Source organism: Pseudomonas sp. B16(2017) (assembly GCF_002113205.1).
GTDB lineage: Bacteria > Pseudomonadota > Gammaproteobacteria > Pseudomonadales > Pseudomonadaceae > Aquipseudomonas > Aquipseudomonas pharyngis.
In genome coordinates this window covers 210,280-230,103 of the sequence record NZ_NEKA01000004.1, presented here as the reverse complement: position 1 = coordinate 230,103, position 19,824 = coordinate 210,280, and the positions used below count along the sequence as shown (strand labels likewise).

The following is a 19,824-nucleotide window of genomic DNA, read 5'->3' as shown; positions in this document are numbered from 1 at the left end:
GTCCCTGTGGAAATCACGTCGCGCAGGTTAAGGCGTCAGCCACAGCAACACATAATCGTTTTTGTCGAAACGGCCGCTCAATATCGGCTGCAACGCCCCGAGCGACGTGCCTTGCAGGGCTTGATAGTCGCTGCGATCCATCATCAACCATGCCGGCCCTTTGAGTGCTTCGAGCGCTTGCGTGGTTTCAGTGAACAGCGGTTGCAGATCCTGCTCGACGTTGACCATGAACTTGATCGCCTTGGCGTCCTTGCCCATGCCGTGCAGCACCAGCGGCGCGGGGTGCTCGTGGATCCGCGCCAGTGCCGCCTGGCTGAAGGCTCGCGTGTCATAGAGCTGGCGCTCCACCGGCTCGAACACCAGTGCGTACGCCGCCCAGACCGCCAGCACGGCGCAGAACGCGAGGACTTCGGTTCGCCAGCGCGGTAGCCACAACCGCGACAACGCGGCCAGTTGCAGCAATCCCAGCACGATCATTACCAGTGTCAGGTCGGTCAACGACTCGGGAAACCGCCGCTTCGCCACCCACAACAAAGCGATCAACAACGCGGGAATCAACAACCACAGCCCCTGCATGCCGACACGCAGCCAGGCAAACACCCGGCCATGCAGCACCTGAAACGGGTACGCCGCAATGATCGCCGCCATGGGCAACATCGGCAGCAGGTAACGGGCCTTTTTCGCCTGGGGAATCGACAGCCCGACCATCACGATCAACCCCGCAGCGGCGAAGTACTGCACCAGTCGCAAAGCCGGGCCGCGTTGCCGGGGCTTGCTCAGCCATTCCGCCGCCAGCGCGAGCAGTGCCAGCGGATACGCCAGCGCGTAGTTGCCCAGTGAGCTGGTGAAGTAATACAGCGAACCGCTGACGCCTTCGCTGCCGTCCATGCGCCCCATGAACTGCATGCGGATCACGTCCTGACGAAACGCCGGTCCACCGCTGACCTCCGCCAGCCACAACAATAGCCCGACGCAGGCCGCCAGCAGCAGCGAAGCCAGCACGCCGAAGGTCAACAAGCGTGACCATTGGCGATCCAGCAGGTAGTAACTGCAGAGCATGCCGGTCGGCACCACCAGCCCGATCGGCCCGCGAATGCCGAACCCCAGCAGCAACAGAACGAACACCAGCGGCCAGCGCCGACCGGCAGCGAAATGGTCATGGGCATAACCGAGGTAGAACACCGATAACGCCACGGCGGCGAGCATCAGGTCCTGCGACACCGCGCGGGTCTCGGTGATGAAGGTGCTGGTGAGCATCAGCAGCGCGATGCTGACCACCGCCCAACGCACGGACGAAGGCGCGAGCAAGCGATACATCAACGTCACGATCACCGCGCCGGCGAAAGCGCTCGGCAGCCACGCCGTCAGGCTGTTGACCGTCCCGACCGGCAGCGACAACAGCCAGATGAACAGCGTCGAGAGCGCCGAATAATCGGCGTACGGCTCACCGTAAGTGGTGGGAAATACACTGGGCCCGTGGCGCAGCATTTCCTGGGCGAACAACACGAAGCGCGAGTCGAAACCGATGGGTGCCTGCCCGTACACGCCGGCGATGAACAGCAGAAACGCCAGCAGCCCTGCGATCAGGGACTGCCGGCGCCGGGCGGGAGACAGCGCGATCAAGCCACGTCCGAAGCGTGCGGCCATTGCTGCAACGGAATCGGCAAGGTGCGCGATTCGCCACGGCCCATCGGGAAGTAATGGAAGCCGTTGCGGGCCAGGCGTTCGGCGTCGTACAGGTTGCGACCGTCGAAGATCACCGGGGCCTTGAGACGTTGTTGGATCAGGTCGAAATCCGGCGCCTTGAACTGCTGCCATTCGGTGCAGATGATCAGCGCATCGGAACCGGCGAGTACCGATTCCGGGGTGCCCATCAGCATCAGTTTTGATTCGTCCGGGTACAGATGCTGGGTTTCCTGCATCGCTTCCGGATCGAACGCGCGCACATTGGCGCCGGCGGCCCACAGCGATTCGAGCAGGACCCGGCTCGGCGCGTCGCGCATGTCGTCGGTGTTGGGTTTGAAGGCCAGGCCCCAAACGGCGAAGGTCTTGCCGCGCAGTTCGCCCTTGTAGAACGCGTTGATGCGTTCGAACAGCTTGTGTTTTTGCCGCTGGTTGATCGCTTCCACCGCTTGCAGCAAGTCGCTGGAGCAGTGCGCCTCTTCGGCGCTGTGGATCAGCGCGCGCATGTCTTTCGGGAAGCACGAACCGCCGTAACCGCAACCGGGGTAGATGAAGTGGTAGCCGATGCGGCTGTCGGCGCCGATGCCCTGGCGCACCGATTCGATGTCCGCGCCAAGGTGTTCGGCCAGTTCGGCGATCTGGTTGATGAAGCTGATCTTGGTCGCCAGCATGCAGTTGGCGGCGTACTTGGTCAGCTCGGCGCTGCGCAGGTCCATGAACATGATGCGGTCGTGGTTGCGGTTGAACGGCGAGTACAGGTCGCGCATCACGTCGCGTACTTCTTCGCGTTCGCAGCCGATGACGATCCGGTCGGGGCGGCGGCAATCGGCGACCGCCGAGCCTTCCTTGAGAAATTCCGGGTTGGAGACGATATCGAACTGCAGCAGGCGTCCAGCCTTGACCAGTGCTTTGTCCAGGTGCGTGCGCAGGGTGTCGCCGGTGCCGACGGGTACGGTGGATTTTTCCACCAGAATCAGCGGCTGTTCACGGTGCCGGGCCACCGCGTCACCCACCGACAGCACGTAACGCAGGTCGGCCGAACCGTCTTCTTTCGACGGGGTGCCAACGGCAATGAACGCGACCTTGCCGTGCTGCACCGCGAGTTTTTCATCGCAGGTGAATTGCAGGCGTCCGGCGTCCAGGCCTTCGCGGACCAGACTGGCCAGCCCCGGCTCGAAGATGCTGACGTGGCCCTGGCGCAACAGTTCGACTTTTTTCTCATCGATGTCCATGCACACCACGTCATGGCCGACCTCGGCCAGCACGGCGGCCTGCACCAGGCCGACATAACCGCTACCAAACACTGTGATTTTCATGGCGAACTCCTCAATTCGGGCGCACGGGCCGGACGAGTGTTGATGGTGATGACCCCGAGCATGACCAGCGCCACACCCAGTGATTTAGAGAAACTGAAGGATTCGTTGAACAGCGGCAGGCTGGCCGCCAGCAGGTACACCAGCGCGTAGCTGATGCTCAGCAGCGAATAGGCCCGGCCCAGCGGCAGATCGCGCAGGGCGGCGAGCCAGCAGAGCATCGACAGCGCATAGGCGAAGATCGCCGCGAGCACCACGGCCAGCGCGTTTGAATCGACGCTGGGCATGGCCAACCACTGATCCGGCCGGGGCAGGCGCGTCATGCTCCAGCGCATGCTCAATTGCGCCACGCTGACCAGCAGCACACTGGCAAGGGCGAAGACGATTCCACGACGTGAGTTCATGACTGTTGCCCCAATAGCGCCACGCCACCAATCACCAGCAACACGCCGAACCAGTGCTGAACGTCGACGGGCTCCTTGAATGCGAAGCGGGCGATCAGGGTGATGATCACGAAATTGAGGCTGAGCATCGGGTAGGCGATGCCAACGGGCAGGCGCTGCAACACCAGCAGCCACACCAGCAGACCGGCGCCAAGGGCGAACAGGGCCAGCCACAGCCACGGCGAGCGTACTTTCCGCGACCACGACAGGCTTGCGCCGCGCCAGCTCTCGACGGCGAATTTCTGCGCGACCTGGCCCAGGCAGGTCAGCAGGCAGGCGAGCAGCAGCAGCCACAGGCTCATGACGCCTCCTGCGGAAGAATCATGATCACGAGGTTGCCTTGCTCATAACGAACGCCGTCCTTGGGCAATCTGTCGAGTTCGTCCAGTTCGTCTTGCCCCTTGACCCGCATCACCACGCCGACCGCACCGGTCCTGCGGGCTTCGCGCATCCACTGTTGCACCTGATCGGGGTCGACCCGTTGGTGAATGCCGTCAGGATAGGCAAGGCCATATTTCAATTCGCCTATCGTGTTGTACAGCGCCACCTGCGGGCGTTTGAGGCGCCAGGACAGGGCCGACGCGGCGCCCAGGTCGTTGCTCAACAGGTGCGTAGTGGTCGCCAGTTCCGTCTGGTGGGCGAGGACGAACTGGTCAGGCATCTTGTTGGCGACCACCGATTTGGGCAGTGCCGCCGGCAGCAATGCGATCAGCAGCAGGCTGCCCACTGCCGGCGCCGCCCAGCATTGCAACGGGCGGAAGGCCTGCAGCAGGTTGCTGATGATCCAACCGGTCAGGGCGATGAACACCAACACCAGACTGTGCAATTCGTGGTCGTACAGCGGACGCTTGAGCTGCACGTAAACCAGCCCGATCAGCGTGACGATGCCCAGCAACAGGTTCAGCAGGCCATTGAGACCCAGCGCCCGGCCGTGCTCCAGACGCAAGCGATCGGCCAGCGCGTGGCCCAGCAGCAAGGCCAGCGGCAGCAGGCACGGCAGAATGTAGGTCGGCAGCTTGCCGTTGCTCAGGCTGAAGAACAGCAGCGGCATCAGCAGCCACAGCCCGAGAAACGCGATGCCGGTTTCGCGGCGGGTCTGCCATGCCTGCTTGAATGCGACCGGCAACATCCCGACCCACGGCAGACTGAAGGCCACCAGCAGCGGCAGGTAGAACCACCACGGCGCGTCATGCTGGGCATCGTCGCCGGCAAACCGGCGGATGTGTTCGTGCCAGAAGAAGAACCGCCAGTAATCCGGTTCCTGACCGTGCACTGCCAGCATCCACGGCAGGCTGACGATGATCGCCACCGCGACGGCCACCGGGCCGTAAAGCAGCAATTCCTTCCAGCGCTTTTGCCAGAGCATCCACGGCAACGCGATCAGCACCGGCAACAGCCAGGCGAGAAACCCCTTGGTCATGAAGCCCATGCCGCACGCCAGGCCCAGCACCGCCCAACCGGCCGTGCGCTGACCATTGGAACGGCTGTCGAGGGCAAACCACAGCGCCACCAGACTCAGGTTGACCCAGAAAGTGAACTGCGGATCGAGGTTGGCGTAACCGGCCTGGCCGGCGACGATGACGAAACTCATGTAGAGCAGGGCGCAGACGAAGCTTTTGCGCGGGTCGTTCCACAAACGGCGGGCGATGAGGAAGCACAGCAGCACGCTCAACCCGGTGCTCAGGGCCGAAGCAAACCGCACGCCGAACAGGTTCTGGCCGAACACGGCCTGCCCGAGGGCGATCATCCAGTAACCGGCTGCCGGTTTTTCGAAGTAACGCAGGCTCATGAAATGCGGCGATACCCAGTTGCCGCTCAGCAGCATTTCCTGGCTGATTTGCGCATAACGGGTTTCATCGGGAATCCACAAACCGTGGCTGCCCAACGGCAACAGATAGGCCAGCAGGAAAATCCCCAGCAACAGCGGCAATGCCCAGCGTTTGCTCATGCGCCTTGCACTCCCAGCCAGCCTTCGCGGCCTTCGAGGGCACCGCGTTGCACACGGCCGACGGGCAGGGTGTTGAGAAACTCGGGCAGCAAGTCGCCCAGCGGTTGAAAGTTGATGTTTCGCTGGCGTGCGTCGGCCAGCAGTCGACGAAAATCTTCGGCCATCAGAATCCCTTCTACTTCGGCGTGAATGGTGTAGACGTTGAGGTTGTCCGGGCGGAACCGGTCGAGGATGAAGGCGTTGAAATCCTTCGCCGCCACGCTCGGCCCGACCACTTCATCGAAGGTCGGCAAGTCCACCGGAATCTGCGGCGCACCGACCGAGCCGTCGGACAGCAATGGGCGAAACAGCCGTTGCCCACGGCAATCGCTGTTGTAGCGAAAGCCGAAGGCCTGTTTGGCTTCGATCACACGCTCGTCTGCACGCCAACCGGCGGCGGCCGAGCATGTGACCTTTTCGCCAAGGATGTCGCCCAAGATGTCGACGCCCTGGCGGATCTGCTCGACCAGTTGCGCATTGCTCCAGCGCCCGGCATTGGCCTGCCAGCCGTGGTGATCCCAGGCGTGCAGGCCAACCTCGTGGCCGGCGGCCCGGGCCTGACGCATCAGGTGCCCGAGGTCGCGGCCGATCGGCTTGCCCGGCCAGGCCGTGCCGGCCAGCAGGATGTCCCAGCCGTACAGGCCGGCGGCGTTGGAACGCAGCATCTTCCACAGGAACTGCGGACGGATCAGGCGCCACAGATGCCGGCCCATGTTGTCCGGGCCGACACTGAAGAAAAATGTCGCCTTGATCTGCGCCTCGTCGAGGATGTCGAGCAGACGCGGCACGCCTTCACGGGTGCCGCGAAAGGTGTCGACGTCGATGCGCAAACCGGCCTGCATCAGCGCTTGCTCTCGATTTCGGCCATGGCCTCACGCAGGAAGAAATCCAGCGTGTTGCCGATGGTCTCGCGCATTTCCACGGTCGGCGTCCAGTCCAGCAGGCGCTTGGCGTTGGCAATGCTTGGTTTGCGGTGCTCGACATCCTGATAACCGGCGCCGTAGAACGCCTTGCTTTCCACGTCGCGGAAACCGGCGAACGGCGGGAAGTTGGAACGCAGCGGATGAGCCTCGAACTGACGCAGCAACTCTTCGCCCAACTGGCGGATGCTGGCCTCGTTGTCCGGGTTGCCGATGTTGATGATCTGGCCGTTGCAGACGTCGTTGTCGTTATCGATGATCCGCGCCAGCGCCTCGACGCCGTCGGCGATATCGGTGAAGCAGCGTTTCTGCTCGCCGCCGTCGAACAGGCGGATCGGCGTGCCTTCCACCAGATTGAGGATCAACTGGGTGATGGCGCGGGAGCTGCCGATGCGCGCCGAATCGAGGCGATCCAGCCGTGGGCCCATCCAGTTGAAGGGGCGGAACAGGGTGAAGTTCAGGCCCTTGGCGCCGTAGGCCCAGATCACCCGGTCCAGCAGTTGCTTGGACACCGAGTAGATCCAGCGCTGTTTATTGATCGGGCCGACGATCAGGTTCGAGCTGTCCTCGTCGAAGTGCTTGTCCTGGCACATGCCATAGACTTCCGAGGTCGACGGGAAAATCACGCGCTTGTTGTACTTGACGCAGTAGCGCACCAGTTTCAGGTTTTCTTCGAAGTCGAGCTCGAACACCCGCAGCGGGTTGCGCGTGTATTCGATCGGCGTGGCGATGGCCACCAGCGGCAGCACAACGTCGCATTTCTTGATGTGGTACTCGATCCACTCCGAGTGAATGCTGATGTCACCTTCGACGAAGTGAAAACGCGGGTGGCTGCGCAGGCGGTCGATGGCGTCGGAGCCGATGTCCAGGCCATAGACTTCGTAGCGCTCGTCACGCAGCAGGCGCTCGGACAAATGGTTGCCGATGAAGCCATTGACGCCAAGGATCAGCACCCGTGTACGGCGCGGGCCACGGCCGGATTCGGCACCGCGCAGCAGCGAGCCGTCCACCAGACCCAGTTCATTGGCCAGTTGCGGGCCGTTCAGGTACAGGCCGTTGTCGTTGCGCTGGCCGGCGTTGATCACCAGCGAATCTTCACCGCAGGCGATGCGCAGCGGATTGACGCTGATGACCCGGCCCGGCGCCTGGCCTTCGTTGCCCTTGACCACGTCGGCGCTCCACACGATCAGCTTGTGCTCGCCCACGGCGCAAAAGGCGCCGGGGTAGGGCTGAGTCACGGCCCGCACCAGGTTGAACAGTTGCTCGGCCGGTTGCGCCCAGACCAGTTTGCCGTCCGCGGGGGTACGGCGACCGAACACGGTGGCTTTGGATTCGTCTTGAGGGGTCTCGGTGATCTTGCCCTGAAGCATCGCCGGCAGCGCGTCGCGCAGCAGGTTGCTGGCGGCCGTGCGCAGTTTGCCGTGCAGGCTCAGCGCGGTGTCGCTGCGTTCGATGGCTACACGTTGTTGGGCGAGGATGGCGCCGGCGTCGGCGCGTTTGACCATACGGTGCAGGGTGACACCGGTTTCGGTTTCGCCGTTGACCAGCACCCAGTTGGCCGGCGCGCGGCCACGGTAGCGCGGCAACAAGGAGCCGTGCAGGTTGAACGCGCCTTTTTTGGCCAGCGCCAGCAGCGGCTCGCTCAGCAGGTTGCGGTAGTAGAACGAGAAGATGTAATCCGGGTCGAGCTTGGCGATCCGCTCGATCCACAGCGGATGGTTGGCGTCTTCCGGTGCGTGAACCGCGATGCCTTTGTTGGCGCACAGTTGTGCAACAGAGGCGTAGAAGGTGTTCTCCTTCGGGTCATCGGCATGGGTAAATACCGCCGCAATGTCATAGCCACTGTCGAGCAGGGCTTGAATGCCGGCGCAGCCAATATCGTGGTAAGCGAAGACAACGGTTTTTGCGCTCATGAGAGAACCTGATCGGACGTGGAGTTGGAAGTGAGGCCGTCAACGGTGATGGCGGGGGCCGGCGTGGCGGGATGGCCGCGCAGGACTTTTTCAATGAAGAAACGTGGACGAGCGCGCACGTCGCTGTACATGCGGCCCAGGTATTCGCCGAGCAGGCCCATGCCGATGAACTGACCGCCGGTGAACACGAACAGCACGGCGAACAGTACGAACAGGCCATCGCCGGCCCATCCGGCGCCAAACGCCAGGCGCATGAAGATCAGCGCCGCCGCGAACAGCACGCCGAGCCCGGCCATGGCGAAGCCGACGATGCTCAGCAGGCGCAACGGCGTGGTGGTCATGCAGGTGATCAGGTCGAACATCAGGTTGATCAAACGCATCGGGCTGTATTTCGAATCACCGTGTTCGCGCTCGGCGTGGGCCACGGTGATTTCCGTGGTGTGGCGGGCGAAGCTGTTGGCGAGGATCGGAATGAACGTGCTGCGTTCGCGGCAGGCGAGCATCGCGTCGATGATGGTGCGGCGGTACGCGCGCAGCATGCAGCCGTAGTCGCTCATGGCGACGCCGGTGGAGCGCTGCACCGCGAGGTTGATGAGTTTCGACGGATAACGGCGTAGCGCCGAATCCTGACGGTTGCCGCGCACGGTGCCGACCACGTCAAAGCCCTTTTCGGCCTCGGCCACCAGTCGCGGGATTTCTTCCGGCGGGTTCTGCAGATCGGCGTCGAGGGTGATCACCACGTCGCCCTTGCACTGTTCGAAACCGGCCATGATCGCCGCGTGCTGGCCGTAGTTGCGGTTGAGGATGACGGCCACAAACGGGCTGTCATCGACCGAGGCAGCGTCCTCGAGCAGTTGCGCGGAGGCGTCGCGGCTGCCGTCGTCGACCAGCACGATTTCGTAATCATGACGCAGTTGCTTGCAGGCGGCTTCGGTGCGACGCAGCAGTTCCGGCAGGCTGTCTTCTTCGTTGTAGACCGGGATGACGATCGACACGCAATGAATCGGATAAGGTCTCACGGGCGTTTCCCCATCAGGTGTTCAATGGCCCCGACGACCCGGTCCAGATCCTGGTCGGTCATGTCGGGAAACAAGGGAATCGAGCACAGCCGCGCCGAGTTCCACTCGGTGTCGGGCAGGGACAGATGCGGCTCACGCTGGCGATACCAGGTGTGCAGGTGGGTGGCGATGAAGTGGATGCCGGTGCCGATGCCCTGATCCTGCAAACCCTTCATGAAGGCTTCGCGGTCCATGCCGCAACGTTCGCTGTCGATACGCAGGATGAACAGGTGCCAGGCGTGCTGCTGGGCGTATTGCGGCACGGCCAGCGGTTGCACGGGCAGGCCTTCGAGTTTTTGCAGGTATTGCGTGGCCAGTTCGGTGCGACGGGCGTTGATCGCGTCCAGACGCTCGAGCTGCACCAGGGCAATCGCGGCGTTGATGTCGGCCAGGTTGTATTTGAATCCGGGCTCGATCACCTGGGCCTGGGGTTTGCGGCCGTGGGTCAGGCGGTCGTAGGCATCGACGCCCAGGCCATGAAACTTGAGCATGCGCACGCGGTTGGCCAGCGCTTCGTCGTCGGTGACAAACATCGCGCCTTCGGCGCAGGTCATGTTCTTGATCGCGTGGAACGAGAAGATCGCGGTGCCTTGCGAGCCGACGTGACGACCCTTGTAGCGGGTGCCAGCGGCGTGGGCAGCGTCTTCGATCACGGCGATGCCATGCTTGTCGGCCAGCGCGTAGAGCGGGTCGAGATCAAACGCGGCGCCAGCGTAATGCACGGGAATGATTGCTTTGGTGCGCGGGGTGATGGCGGCTTCGATGCGCGCGGCGTCGGTCATCAGGGTGTCGCGGTCGACATCGACGAACACCGGCGTGGCGCCGAGCAGCGAGATCATGTTGGCGGTCGACACCCAGGTCTGCGACGGGGTGATGACTTCATCGCCGGGGCCGATTCCCAGCGCCAGTAACGTTACATGCATGGCACCGGTGGCCGAGGAAAGTGCCACGGCATGACGACTGCCGACGTACTGGGCAAACTGTTCTTCTAGGGCCTGGTTTTTCGGCCCGGTGGTGATCCAGCCGGAGCGCAGGACTTGCTCCACGGCGGCAATTTCTTCATCACCGATACTGGGGCGGGAGAAGGGGAGAAACGCCTGACTCATGCACACCTCATTGCAAAGAAAAAAGAAATAGATCCATTGAATGGTTGGATCCAATCAAAGCGTAGACGCGAAAAAATCCTTTGCATCAATAAGTTGCCAAGACGACATAACGTCGGGTTCGGTTGACTTTTCAGGCATTGCCCGGCAGCTTGGGCGGCGCCGGCACAGGACTCAGTGGAATTAAGGTTATGCCCGTTTTTGTGAAAGGAACATGAAAAACCGGTCGGCGAATCGTTTATCTGAAACCCATACAGCCACTGTTCAGACTTCTACCGTTTATCGCGGTTTTTAGTAGAAAAGTCCTACGGAAGTGTTCCCCTTATATTAAGAATGTTGCAGTTGTTAGTTGCTGTGTTGAACTGTTTTTACTCAAGGCCCGACGTTTGATTGACTTACCCGTTGCATCCCCCGCCCCCCTGAAAACCAACCCGATGACCGTGTATCTGGCGCGTCTGGCTCCCTCCAGCCAACTCACCATGCGGTACGTTTTACAAGATGCCGCCGACCGTCTCGGTTTCGAAGACATGAACGTCGAAGAAATTCCCTGGCATGCGCTGCAACCGGAAGATGTGGTTGCATTAGTCGCTGCATTGCGCGCCGACAATTACGCACCGAATACTTCTTCGCTGTATGTAAACGCCATTCGCGGTGTAATGAATGAAGCCTGGCGCATGAGTCTTATCAGCCAGGAACATCTATTGAAGATGCGCTCGGTCAAAGGCATTGCCGGCACGCGACTGTCCCAGGGGCGCAATCTGAAGCGCACGCTGATTCAAGAATTGATGGAAGTCTGCGCGGCCGATCCGCGACCACAAGGTTTGCGCGATGCGGCGGTGATTGCGCTGTTGTACGGCACCGGCATGCGCAAGTCGGAGTCGGTGGATCTGGATCTCAATCAGGTCGATTTCAACGAGCGCAGTCTGTGCGTGACTGCCAAGGGCAATAAACAACTGATCAAATACGCGCCAGCCTGGGCGTTCGCCAAACTGAATGCCTGGCTGGAGTTTCGTCGTTCGGAACTCAAGGAAGGCGAGAGCGACGACGCGTTTCTGTTCAACCGCATTCGCCGTGGCAGCCACATCACCCGCGAGCGCATCACCAAGCACGCGATCTATTACATCGCCCGCCAGCGCGGCACCCAGGTCGGGGTGAAGATCATGCCTCATGATTTCCGCCGTTCGTTCATCACCCGAGTGATCGAGGAGCATGACCTGTCGATTGCCCAGAAGCTCGCCCACCACAGCAATATCCAGACGACCGCCAACTACGACGTGCGCGACGACAACGAGCGGCGCCGCGCGGTGGATCGCTTCGACCTGTAGTCAGGGCGTTGCAAAGACGTGGGCCGACCCCAGAATGGACAATTGCACGGCGCTGCCGGCCGGTGGCGCGTGCATGCCGGAGCTGCGCACCAGCAGTGAGCGACCGGGGCTGGCTTGCGTGCGCAGCTCCACCGTCAGGGTGCAGACGTTGCCGCCAAAGTCCCGATCGGTGACCACCGCGTGGCAGCCGTCCGGGTCGGCGGGAATGTCCGAGAGTTGCAGTTGCTCGGGCCGCAGCATGATCTGCGCGGCGCCGGAAAACCCGTTGCTGTTGATCATCACCCGGCCCAGGTCGCAGTGCGCCCAGCCGGCTTCGATCCGGGCGGGCATGACCACGGCTTCGCCGAGAAAATGCGCAGTTTGCTCATCGTTGGGGTAGCGGTAGAGGTCCATCGGATGGCCCGACTGCACCAGACGCCCGTCACGCATGACCGCCAACTGATCGGCGAACGACAGCGCTTCGCCCTGATCGTGGGTCACCAGAATCGTGGTCACGCCGGCATCCTCCAGCAGGCGCGCGACCATTTTGCGCATGGCGCCGCGCAGGCCGGTGTCGAGGGCGGAAAAGGGTTCGTCGAGCAGCATCAGGCGTGGACGTTGGGCCAGTGCCCGGGCGAGGGACACCCGCTGCTGTTGGCCGCCGGACAACTCGTGGGGCCAGCGTGTGGCCATGTCGGCGTTCAGGGCGACGTTGTCCATCAGCGCCTGAATACGTTCGGCTCTGGCGCTGCCGGTTTCTGCCAAGCCGAAACCGATGTTGTCGGCCACGGTCATGTGCGGGAACAGCGCGCCGTCCTGCGGCACGTAACCGATCTGCCGCTGATACGCGGGCACGGCGTGGGTGCGGTCGACCAGGGTCTGGCCGTTGAGCGTCAGGCTGCCGGTGTCGGGGAATTCGAACCCGGCGATCATCCGCAACAGGGTGGTCTTGCCGGAGCCCGAAGGGCCGACGATTACCGTGCGGCTGCCGGTCGGGACGGACAGGTTGATGGAGTCCAGCGCCGTCTGTGCGCCGAAGGATTTGCTGAGATTGATGATGTCGAGAGCGTTCATCGGCCGGCACTGCGTCTGGATTGGTGATAGAGGATGGCCGTGAGCGGAAGCGACAGCAGCACCATCAGCAGTGCGTAAGGCGCTGCGGCGGCGTAGTCGATTTCGCTGGTCATGGCCCAGAAACCGGTGGCCAGGGTGCGCGTGCCGTTGGGCGCGAGCAGCAGGGTCGCGGTCAGTTCATTGGTGATCGCCAGAAACACCAGCGCCGCGCCCGCCGCCGCACCGGGTGCAGCAAGGCGCAAGGTAATCAGCCACAGGGCGCGCAACGGTGAACGGCCGAGGCTTTGTGCGATGTTTTCCAGCTCCACCGGTGCCTGTGCAAACCCGGCGCGGAGGCTGACCAGCGCGCGGGGCAGGAACATCAGCAGGTAGGCCAGCAGCACGGTGATGGTGGTCTGGTAGATCGGTCGGGCGAAATGGATGGTCACGGTGACCAGCGCCAGCGCCACGACAATTCCAGGCAATGCGCTGGTGATGTAATTGCAGCCCTCAAGCAGGCGTTGCAGCGTGCCGGGCGCCCGGATCGACAGCCAGGCAATCGGGATTGCCGCCAGACTGGTCAACAGCGCGCCGGCCACGCCGAATGACAGGGTCTGAAGCAATGCCGGCAGTAATTCTTCGCCTTGCCAGACTTCGGCACCGCCGGCGATCAGCCATTTGCCCAACGTCAGCATCGGCACACCGAGGGCCAGCAGGCAGGTCACGCCTTGCAGGCACAATCCAAGCGCGGCAGTGCGTCGTTGCAGGCGCACGGTGCGTTGTTCGCGAGCGCTGCCGGAGCCGACGCGGGCGTATCGCGCATGACCACGGGCGCCGGATTCCACCACCAGCATCGCCAGGCAGCACAACGCCAGAACGCTGGCGAGCATGTTGGCGGCCGGGCCGTTAAAGGTCGATTTGAACTGGTCGAAGATCGCCGTGGTGAAGGTGTCGAAACGGATCATTGCGTACAGGCCATATTCGGCCAGCAAGTGCAGGCCGACCAGCAACGCACCGCCACAGATCGCCAGCCGTAATTGCGGCAGCACCACCCGGAAGAACACGGCCCACGGTTTCAGGCCGAGGGATTCGGCCACGTCTTCAATCGCCGGATCGAGACGACGTAACGTCGCCGCAATCGGCAGATAGAGGAACGGAAAATAGGCGATCACCGACACCAGCACCCCGGCCGGTAATCCATTGATCGACGGAATCAGGCTGACCCACGCGTAGCTGTGCACGAACGCCGGCACCGCCAGCGGCGCCACCGCCAGCAATGACCAAAGCCGTCGCCCCGGCAGATCGGTGCGCTCGGTCAGCCAGGCCAGGGTGGTGCCGAGCACGATGCAGATCGGCAGCGTGATCAGTACCAGCAACACAGTGTTGATCAGCAACTCGGCGACCCGCGGACGGAAGATCAAGGCTTCGATGGTCGCCCAGCCGGTGTACCACGACACGCCGACCACAAAACCGATCGGCAGCAGCGACAATAGCGACACCGCGATGGCCAGCACGACCACCCACGGACTTCCGCGCCCATTGAGGGCGCGGGTCCGGCGTGACAAATGGGCGGAGGGCGCCGCAGCGATCTCCGCAGGCAGCGTTTCAGGCATCAATTACAGCAGTCCTGCCTGGGTCATCAGTTCGACTGCTTTCTTGCTGTCGAGCTTCGATGCATCGACTTTCGGCGCGTCCAGGTCCTTCAACGGCACCAGTTTTGGGTTGGAAGCAGTGTCCTTGCCCACGGCGTATTCAAAGGAATTGCCGGTGCGCAGCACTTCCTGGCCTTGTTTGCCGGTGATGTACTGGAGGAATTTCTGCGCCTCCTCCTGGTGTTTGCTGGAAGCCAGCACGCCGCCGCCGGAAATGCTCACGAACGCGCCCGGGTCCTGATGCTTGAAGTAGTGCAGGGCAGTGTTCTTGCTGTTTTCGCCGGTCTTGGCCTGATCGACGAACGCGTAATAGTGATAGATCACGCCGCTGTCGACTTGCCCGGCATTCACCGCTTTGAGCACCGAGCTGTTGCCACGATAGGCGGTGAAGTTGGCTTTCATGCCCTTGAGCCATTCGAGGGTGGCGGCTTCGCCTTTCTGTTCCAGCACGGCGGCGACGATGGCCTGGAAATCCGCACCGGCAGGCGACGCGGCCCAGCGACCTTTCCAGGCCGGGGTCGCGAGGTCCATCAGGGATTTGGGCAGGTCCTTTTCCGGCAGTTTGGCCGGGTTATAGACGAACACCGTGGAGCGCGCGGCGATACCGACCCATTGGCCGTGGGCCGGGCGATAAGCCGCATCGACTTGCTCAAGGGTTGCCGGAGCCACCGGCGCGAACAGCTTGGCGTTGTCCACCAGCACCATGGCCGGGGAGTTTTCCGTCAGGAATACGTCGGCAGGAGAAGACGCGCCTTCCTGGACAATCTGGTTGCCCATTTCCGTGTCGTCGCCGTTGCGCACGGTGACCGGGATCCCGGTTTCCTCGGTGAAGCCGGCGACCCATGCCTTGGTCAGGGTTTCGTGCTGGGCGTTGTAGACCACAAGGCCGACGGAGTCGGCGGCAAACACCTGACCGGCCGCGAGCAGCGCAGTCGCCAGCGCGGCCTGTTTCAGAAAGGACGGAAGGGATGGACTCATGGCGGGGGCAACTCCTGTTTTTAGACGTTATGGGCAAGCATTCGCGGGAGTTTCAATGCGAATGATTTGCATATGTTGGCTGGCTGGCAATGTAGAGAGGCAAATGAGAAAAAAACGTCAAAACAACCGTTAATACATGTCATTGCCATTCAGGTTAGCAGTCACTTGGCGGGGACGCCGGGAGGACCCGGCGCTGTCTTTCAGGAGCCTTGGGGGAGGTAGGCCACGCTTTGATCTTCGCGACCGTGGAACAGCTGTTCGCCGCGGGTGGGCGTGGTGGTAATGACCTGATGATCGCGGCTGAGGTGACTCAGCGGAACGGGATCGCCGGTGCGGTACTGGGCGACAAAGAGGGTCCGCTGCGGATCCCAGTGCTGGCCGCTGGTGCGTTCCAGCCAGGCGATCATGGCTGCGGCATCGCCGTCGCGCGGGAAATCCCGGCTCTGCGGCACGTAGTAAAACGGCGCACCGCCGGTCTGCAGGTACATCGGCACTTTATTGTCGACCTCGACCATGACCAGATGCCATTGACTCAAGGGAGCGCGTTGGCTGGCTTGCAGGCGCACGGTTTCGCCGAAACGGATTGCACCGCCTCCGCTGTTGGTCCACGGGTAAAGCACACCGAGTATGCCGAGCAGCAGGACAGTGGCCACGCCGAAACCGATTTTCAAACCACGTCCGCCGAACGGGCCTGCGGCATTTCGAGCCGCCAGACGCCGGGTGATCCACCAGGCCCCGAGCAGTTGCGCGAACGGCACCAGTGGCAGCACGTAATAACTGCGTCGGCTGCCGCTGGCCGTGAAGAACAGCATTAATAACCCCAGGCCCTGAATCAGCCAGCGGGTGTCCGGTTCGATGTGTTTCCAGTGCCGCGCTGCGACCCACAAGGCAATGATCCAGCACGGCGCCCAGGGCAGGGTATAAATCGGCAGGTACAGCAAATAGGTGTAGATCGGGCCGATGTTGTCGAATGGCTGGAAAAACCGTACGACGTTTTCCCGCAAGACCAGCCCGAGGCCGCTTTCCCCGTAGTTTGGCGCGCCGTAGAAGTGGGACAGCAGGAACGGCGTCATGTAGAACGCCCCGGCAATCACCAGCGCTGCCAGCAGACGTAGATTGAGATGACGCTTCCAGCGGCCTTCATGCAACAGGTGCGGCAGCAGCACCAGCCCGGGCAGGATGAAACCGATCAGGCCTTTGAACAACGACGTCAGGGACAGCAGGACGCAGAACACCAGATAGCGCGAAAACCGCGTATCGTCCGGCCCGCGCCAGTACCACCAGACCGCCGCCAGCACACCGCAGACCGTCAGGATGTCGGCAGTGGCGACCCGCGCCCAGAACACGAAGTAGAAGGTGGTCGCCAGCATCCACCCGGCGATCAGCCCCGTGCCTTTGCGAAACAACTGCTCGCCCAGTTGATACACCATCCACACGCTTAACCACGCGGACACCACCGAAGGCAGGCGCAGCGACCAGTGATCGAGACTGCCGGTCAGCCAGGCGGTCGCGGTGATCAGCCAGTACGACAAAAGCGGCTTGTCGTAGTAGGGATCACCCTTGAGGTACGGGTCGAAGTAATCACCGCTTTGCAACATCTGCAACGCGATGTTCGCCCAGCGGGTTTCCGCGCCCCACAGTTCGCGACTGCCCAGGCCGAGCAGCAACATCAGGGCGCTGGCCGCCAGCAGGAGCAACAGGGCGGCGCGGTCGTTGTTGCTCACCGTCATGGCTGTTTCTGCGCAAAGATGAAAATGTGCAGATTGCCGCGCCGATAATGCTTGCCGTCCACGGGCAGCAATTCGACTTCCTGTTCTTCCTGCGTACTGTTGACGCGCAAGACCACACCGACGGCGCCTTTTTTCCGCGCGTCAGTCATCCACTGGCCGACGCTGTCCAGGGTGACTTTGCGTGCCGCCATGGCCGGGTCTTCGAGGCCGTATTTCAATTCGCCGATGGTATTGAACAGATCCACCTGCGGACGCTTCAGGCGCCACGCCAGCGCCGAGGCCGCGCCCAGGTCGTTGCTCAGCAGGGACGCGGTTTCACTCAGTTCCCGTTGATGCTCGGCAATGAACTGATCGGGCATCTTGCTGTTGACGATCTGCGCCGGCATGGCTGCAGGCAGCAACGCCACGAGCAGGCCGATGCCCAGCGCCGGCATTGCCCACAATGTCAGTGGCCGCAGCACTTGCAAGGCGTTGGCGATGATCCAGCCCACCAGCACGATATAAGCCAGCGACAGGCTGAACATCTCGGTGTTTTCGTAGATTTCCTTCGTGGCCTGAAGATAGAGCAGGGCCACCAGCGCAGCACTGGCGAGCACCGTGTTGATCACACCGTTCAGACGCAAGAGCCGGCCATTGCGTTGATCCAGCCACTTGACCACGGTCTGCCCCATCAACAGCGCGACGGGAAGCAGGCACGGCATGATGTACGTAGGAAGTTTGCCGCTGCTCAGACTGAAAAAGGCCAGTGGCAGCAGGAACCACAGTGCCAGGTAAGCGGTTTTTGCCTCACGCTTTTCGCGCCACATGCGCAGCAAGGTCGAAGGCAGAAGCAGCGCCCACGGCAGGGTCGAGGCAAACAGCAACGGCAGGTAGAACCACCACGGGCGGGCATGTTGCGCGTCGTCACCGGCGGCAAAACGACGGATGTGTTCGTGCCAGAAGAAGAACCGCCAGAAGTCCGGTTCCCGGTAATGGACTGCCAATACCCACGGCAAGCTGACGAGGGCGCAGACCACCACGGCGACCAGTCCGTAACGCACCAGCTCACCGAAGCGCCGTTGCCAGAGCATGTAGGGCAGGGCGATCAGCACGGGCAACAGCAGGGCCAGGAACCCTTTGGTCATCAGCCCCATGCCGCAAGCGACACCGAGCATCGCCCAGCCACCCAGGCGAGCGCGGGGCGTGCGGCTGTCGATGGCAAACCACGCAGCCACCATGCTCAGGTTGACCCACAAGGTGAATTGCGGATCGAGATTGGCATAGCCGGCTTGACCTGCAATCAGCCCGAAACTCATGTACAGCAGGGCGCTGGCGGCGCTGATGCGCGGGTTGTTCCAGAGCCGGCGGGCCATCAGGTACGTCAGCCAGACGCTGGCGCCGGTACTCAGCGCCGAAGCGATACGCACGCCGAACAGGTTGTCACCGAAAATCGCCTGGCCGATGGCAATCATCCAGTAGCCGGCAATCGGCTTCTCGAAATAACGGATGCCCATGAAGTGCGGGGCGACCCAATTGCCACTCAGCAGCATTTCCTGGCTGATCTGGCCGTAGCGGGTTTCATCGGGGATCCACAGGCCGTGGCTCATCAATGGCAGCAGGTAAAACATTACGAACGCCAGAATGAGGCCGGGGATGGCCCAGCGTTCGACCGCAGTCGTCGAAGGGAAAAGGGCAGTGTGTCGCAGCGGGTTGTTTTCAGACGTCATGACAAAGCCTTGGTACCGTACGAAGTTCTGATGTCGATGACCTGCCCGGCGTGTTCCTGAGCGGGCGAGTCATCGTGTTGAATGAATGCAGGTGTCGGGGCAGTTCCTGTATCCAGAGAACTGACGTACCTCCGGGCCGAAGTTCTCGCGATATAGCCAAGCATGAAAAAACCAGCTGTCCAGCAAGTCGGGCGGCAGATACATCTCTCATTACAATTTAATGAAGTGTGCTTTGTTTAATTAAAAACAGCTCAGAACTGTCAATTAGCTGTAACCAGGACGTTAATAGTTATTGAGTTGAGACCAGGCCTCGGCATTCAGAATGCCCAGCACTTTAAGTTGCCCCTTGGCATCAATGCGAACAAACAGCGTGCTTCCATAATCAGCGGCGATCGCATGGGGAAAACCGGTCTGTTTTTCAAAGTCGCTGATGCAGCCGCTGTGGGTGACCAGCACCAGATTGCGCTGTGCAACTTTGTGCGCCACCACCTCGTTACGCAGCGACGAACCACAGGATTCAAGCCAGGGCTGGGCAGTAGCGTCCTGCCCGAACATGGCACGCGCCGTTTGCACGGTCCGGGTCAGCGGGCTGGTGAATACCTGTGCCTGCTGCATGCCCAGGCTCGTGAAACCCTTGCCCACCCGCACAGCCGAGTCATTGCCTACCTGAGTGATGCCGTCTTCCGGGCCCAGACAAAGATGGTCGGAGCGGTCGCAACGTTCAGCATGGCGCACCAGTGCCACCACTTCGCCCGCCTGCCAGGCCCTGGTCCAATCAGCCCTTGAGGCCTGCCCCGCGTGGCCCAGATCAATGGGGGAGCGGGTGACCCAGACAAAGCCGCTGACCAGTGCAATCGCCACCCCTGCACCGATGACTGTCAGCAGTTTTCCAGGTCGCAATATTCGACGTTGTTTATAGACTGCTGTTAATAGCATCTGTCGCTCCACGCCATGCCCCTTAACTTCGCAGGCGCAACTGGC

General features: G+C 62.1%; 16 protein-coding genes. 1 reads left to right on the top strand and 15 read right to left on the bottom strand.

The annotated features are described in order from the left end of the window. Window positions 1–27: 27 nt before the first annotated feature. The 9 genes from CAG25_RS08595 to arnB are packed head-to-tail and all read right to left on the bottom strand — an operon-like array spanning window position 28 to window position 10,423. Window positions 28–1,647, bottom strand: coding sequence for a glycosyltransferase family 39 protein (locus CAG25_RS08595; protein ID WP_178076438.1), 1,620 nt, complete (start codon window positions 1,645–1,647; stop codon window positions 28–30). Further along, window positions 1,620–2,999 carry a UDP-glucose/GDP-mannose dehydrogenase family protein gene (locus tag CAG25_RS08590; protein ID WP_085610361.1) on the bottom strand — a complete coding sequence of 460 codons (1,380 nt, stop codon included), beginning with the start codon at window positions 2,997–2,999 and terminating at the stop codon, window positions 1,620–1,622. Before CAG25_RS08590 ends, CAG25_RS08595 begins: the two co-directional genes overlap by 28 nt. Further along, entirely contained in the window at window positions 2,996–3,400 is a 405-nt protein-coding gene (gene arnF / locus CAG25_RS08585; protein ID WP_085610360.1) for a 4-amino-4-deoxy-L-arabinose-phosphoundecaprenol flippase subunit ArnF, read from the bottom strand. Before arnF ends, CAG25_RS08590 begins: the two co-directional genes overlap by 4 nt. Then, window positions 3,397–3,741 carry a 4-amino-4-deoxy-L-arabinose-phosphoundecaprenol flippase subunit ArnE gene (arnE, locus tag CAG25_RS08580; protein WP_085610359.1) on the bottom strand — a complete coding sequence of 115 codons (345 nt, stop codon included), beginning with the start codon at window positions 3,739–3,741 and terminating at the stop codon, window positions 3,397–3,399. Before arnE ends, arnF begins: the two co-directional genes overlap by 4 nt. After that, complete coding sequence (gene arnT / locus CAG25_RS08575; protein WP_085610358.1) at window positions 3,738–5,387, bottom strand: lipid IV(A) 4-amino-4-deoxy-L-arabinosyltransferase; 1,650 nt, start codon at window positions 5,385–5,387, stop codon at window positions 3,738–3,740. The genes arnE and arnT (CAG25_RS08575) overlap by 4 nt, the downstream gene beginning before the upstream one ends. Then, entirely contained in the window at window positions 5,384–6,268 is an 885-nt protein-coding gene (arnD, locus tag CAG25_RS08570) for a 4-deoxy-4-formamido-L-arabinose-phosphoundecaprenol deformylase (protein ID WP_085610357.1), read from the bottom strand. Before arnD ends, arnT (CAG25_RS08575) begins: the two co-directional genes overlap by 4 nt. Continuing rightward, complete coding sequence (gene arnA, locus CAG25_RS08565) at window positions 6,268–8,259, bottom strand: bifunctional UDP-4-amino-4-deoxy-L-arabinose formyltransferase/UDP-glucuronic acid oxidase ArnA (protein WP_085610356.1); 1,992 nt, start codon at window positions 8,257–8,259, stop codon at window positions 6,268–6,270. Before arnA ends, arnD begins: the two co-directional genes overlap by 1 nt. Further along, on the bottom strand, window positions 8,256–9,278 hold the full coding sequence (gene arnC, locus CAG25_RS08560; protein ID WP_085610355.1) for an undecaprenyl-phosphate 4-deoxy-4-formamido-L-arabinose transferase: 1,023 nt from the start codon (window positions 9,276–9,278) through the stop codon (window positions 8,256–8,258). Before arnC ends, arnA begins: the two co-directional genes overlap by 4 nt. After that, window positions 9,275–10,423: a UDP-4-amino-4-deoxy-L-arabinose aminotransferase gene (arnB, locus tag CAG25_RS08555; protein ID WP_085610354.1), complete on the bottom strand. Its 1,149-nt coding sequence runs from the start codon at window positions 10,421–10,423 to the stop codon at window positions 9,275–9,277. Before arnB ends, arnC begins: the two co-directional genes overlap by 4 nt. A 431-nt stretch (window positions 10,424–10,854) precedes the next feature. Between arnB and xerC the strand changes: the two genes are divergently transcribed. Beyond that, complete coding sequence (xerC, locus tag CAG25_RS08550) at window positions 10,855–11,745, top strand: tyrosine recombinase XerC (RefSeq protein WP_085610353.1); 891 nt, start codon at window positions 10,855–10,857, stop codon at window positions 11,743–11,745. On the opposite strand, the gene CAG25_RS08545 is transcribed toward xerC, so the two are convergent. The 6 genes from CAG25_RS08545 to CAG25_RS08520 form a co-directional block, all read right to left on the bottom strand. Then, a complete protein-coding gene (locus CAG25_RS08545) occupies window positions 11,746–12,798 on the bottom strand; it encodes an ABC transporter ATP-binding protein (RefSeq protein WP_085610352.1) in 1,053 nt (350 codons plus the stop codon). After that, window positions 12,795–14,390: an iron ABC transporter permease gene (locus tag CAG25_RS08540; RefSeq protein ID WP_085610678.1), complete on the bottom strand. Its 1,596-nt coding sequence runs from the start codon at window positions 14,388–14,390 to the stop codon at window positions 12,795–12,797. The genes CAG25_RS08545 and CAG25_RS08540 overlap by 4 nt, the downstream gene beginning before the upstream one ends. Window positions 14,391–14,393: 3 nt before the next feature. Then, window positions 14,394–15,407: an iron ABC transporter substrate-binding protein gene (locus CAG25_RS08535; protein WP_085610351.1), complete on the bottom strand. Its 1,014-nt coding sequence runs from the start codon at window positions 15,405–15,407 to the stop codon at window positions 14,394–14,396. A gap of 200 nt (window positions 15,408–15,607) precedes the next feature. Next, on the bottom strand, window positions 15,608–17,137 hold the full coding sequence (locus CAG25_RS08530; protein WP_085610350.1) for a glycosyltransferase family 39 protein: 1,530 nt from the start codon (window positions 17,135–17,137) through the stop codon (window positions 15,608–15,610). Further along, window positions 17,134–18,843 carry a lipid IV(A) 4-amino-4-deoxy-L-arabinosyltransferase gene (arnT, locus tag CAG25_RS08525; RefSeq protein ID WP_085610349.1) on the bottom strand — a complete coding sequence of 570 codons (1,710 nt, stop codon included), beginning with the start codon at window positions 18,841–18,843 and terminating at the stop codon, window positions 17,134–17,136. Before arnT (CAG25_RS08525) ends, CAG25_RS08530 begins: the two co-directional genes overlap by 4 nt. 282 nt (window positions 18,844–19,125) lie before the next feature. Next, complete coding sequence (locus CAG25_RS08520; protein ID WP_085610348.1) at window positions 19,126–19,779, bottom strand: histidine phosphatase family protein; 654 nt, start codon at window positions 19,777–19,779, stop codon at window positions 19,126–19,128. Between the last annotated feature and the right edge of the window lie 45 nt (window positions 19,780–19,824).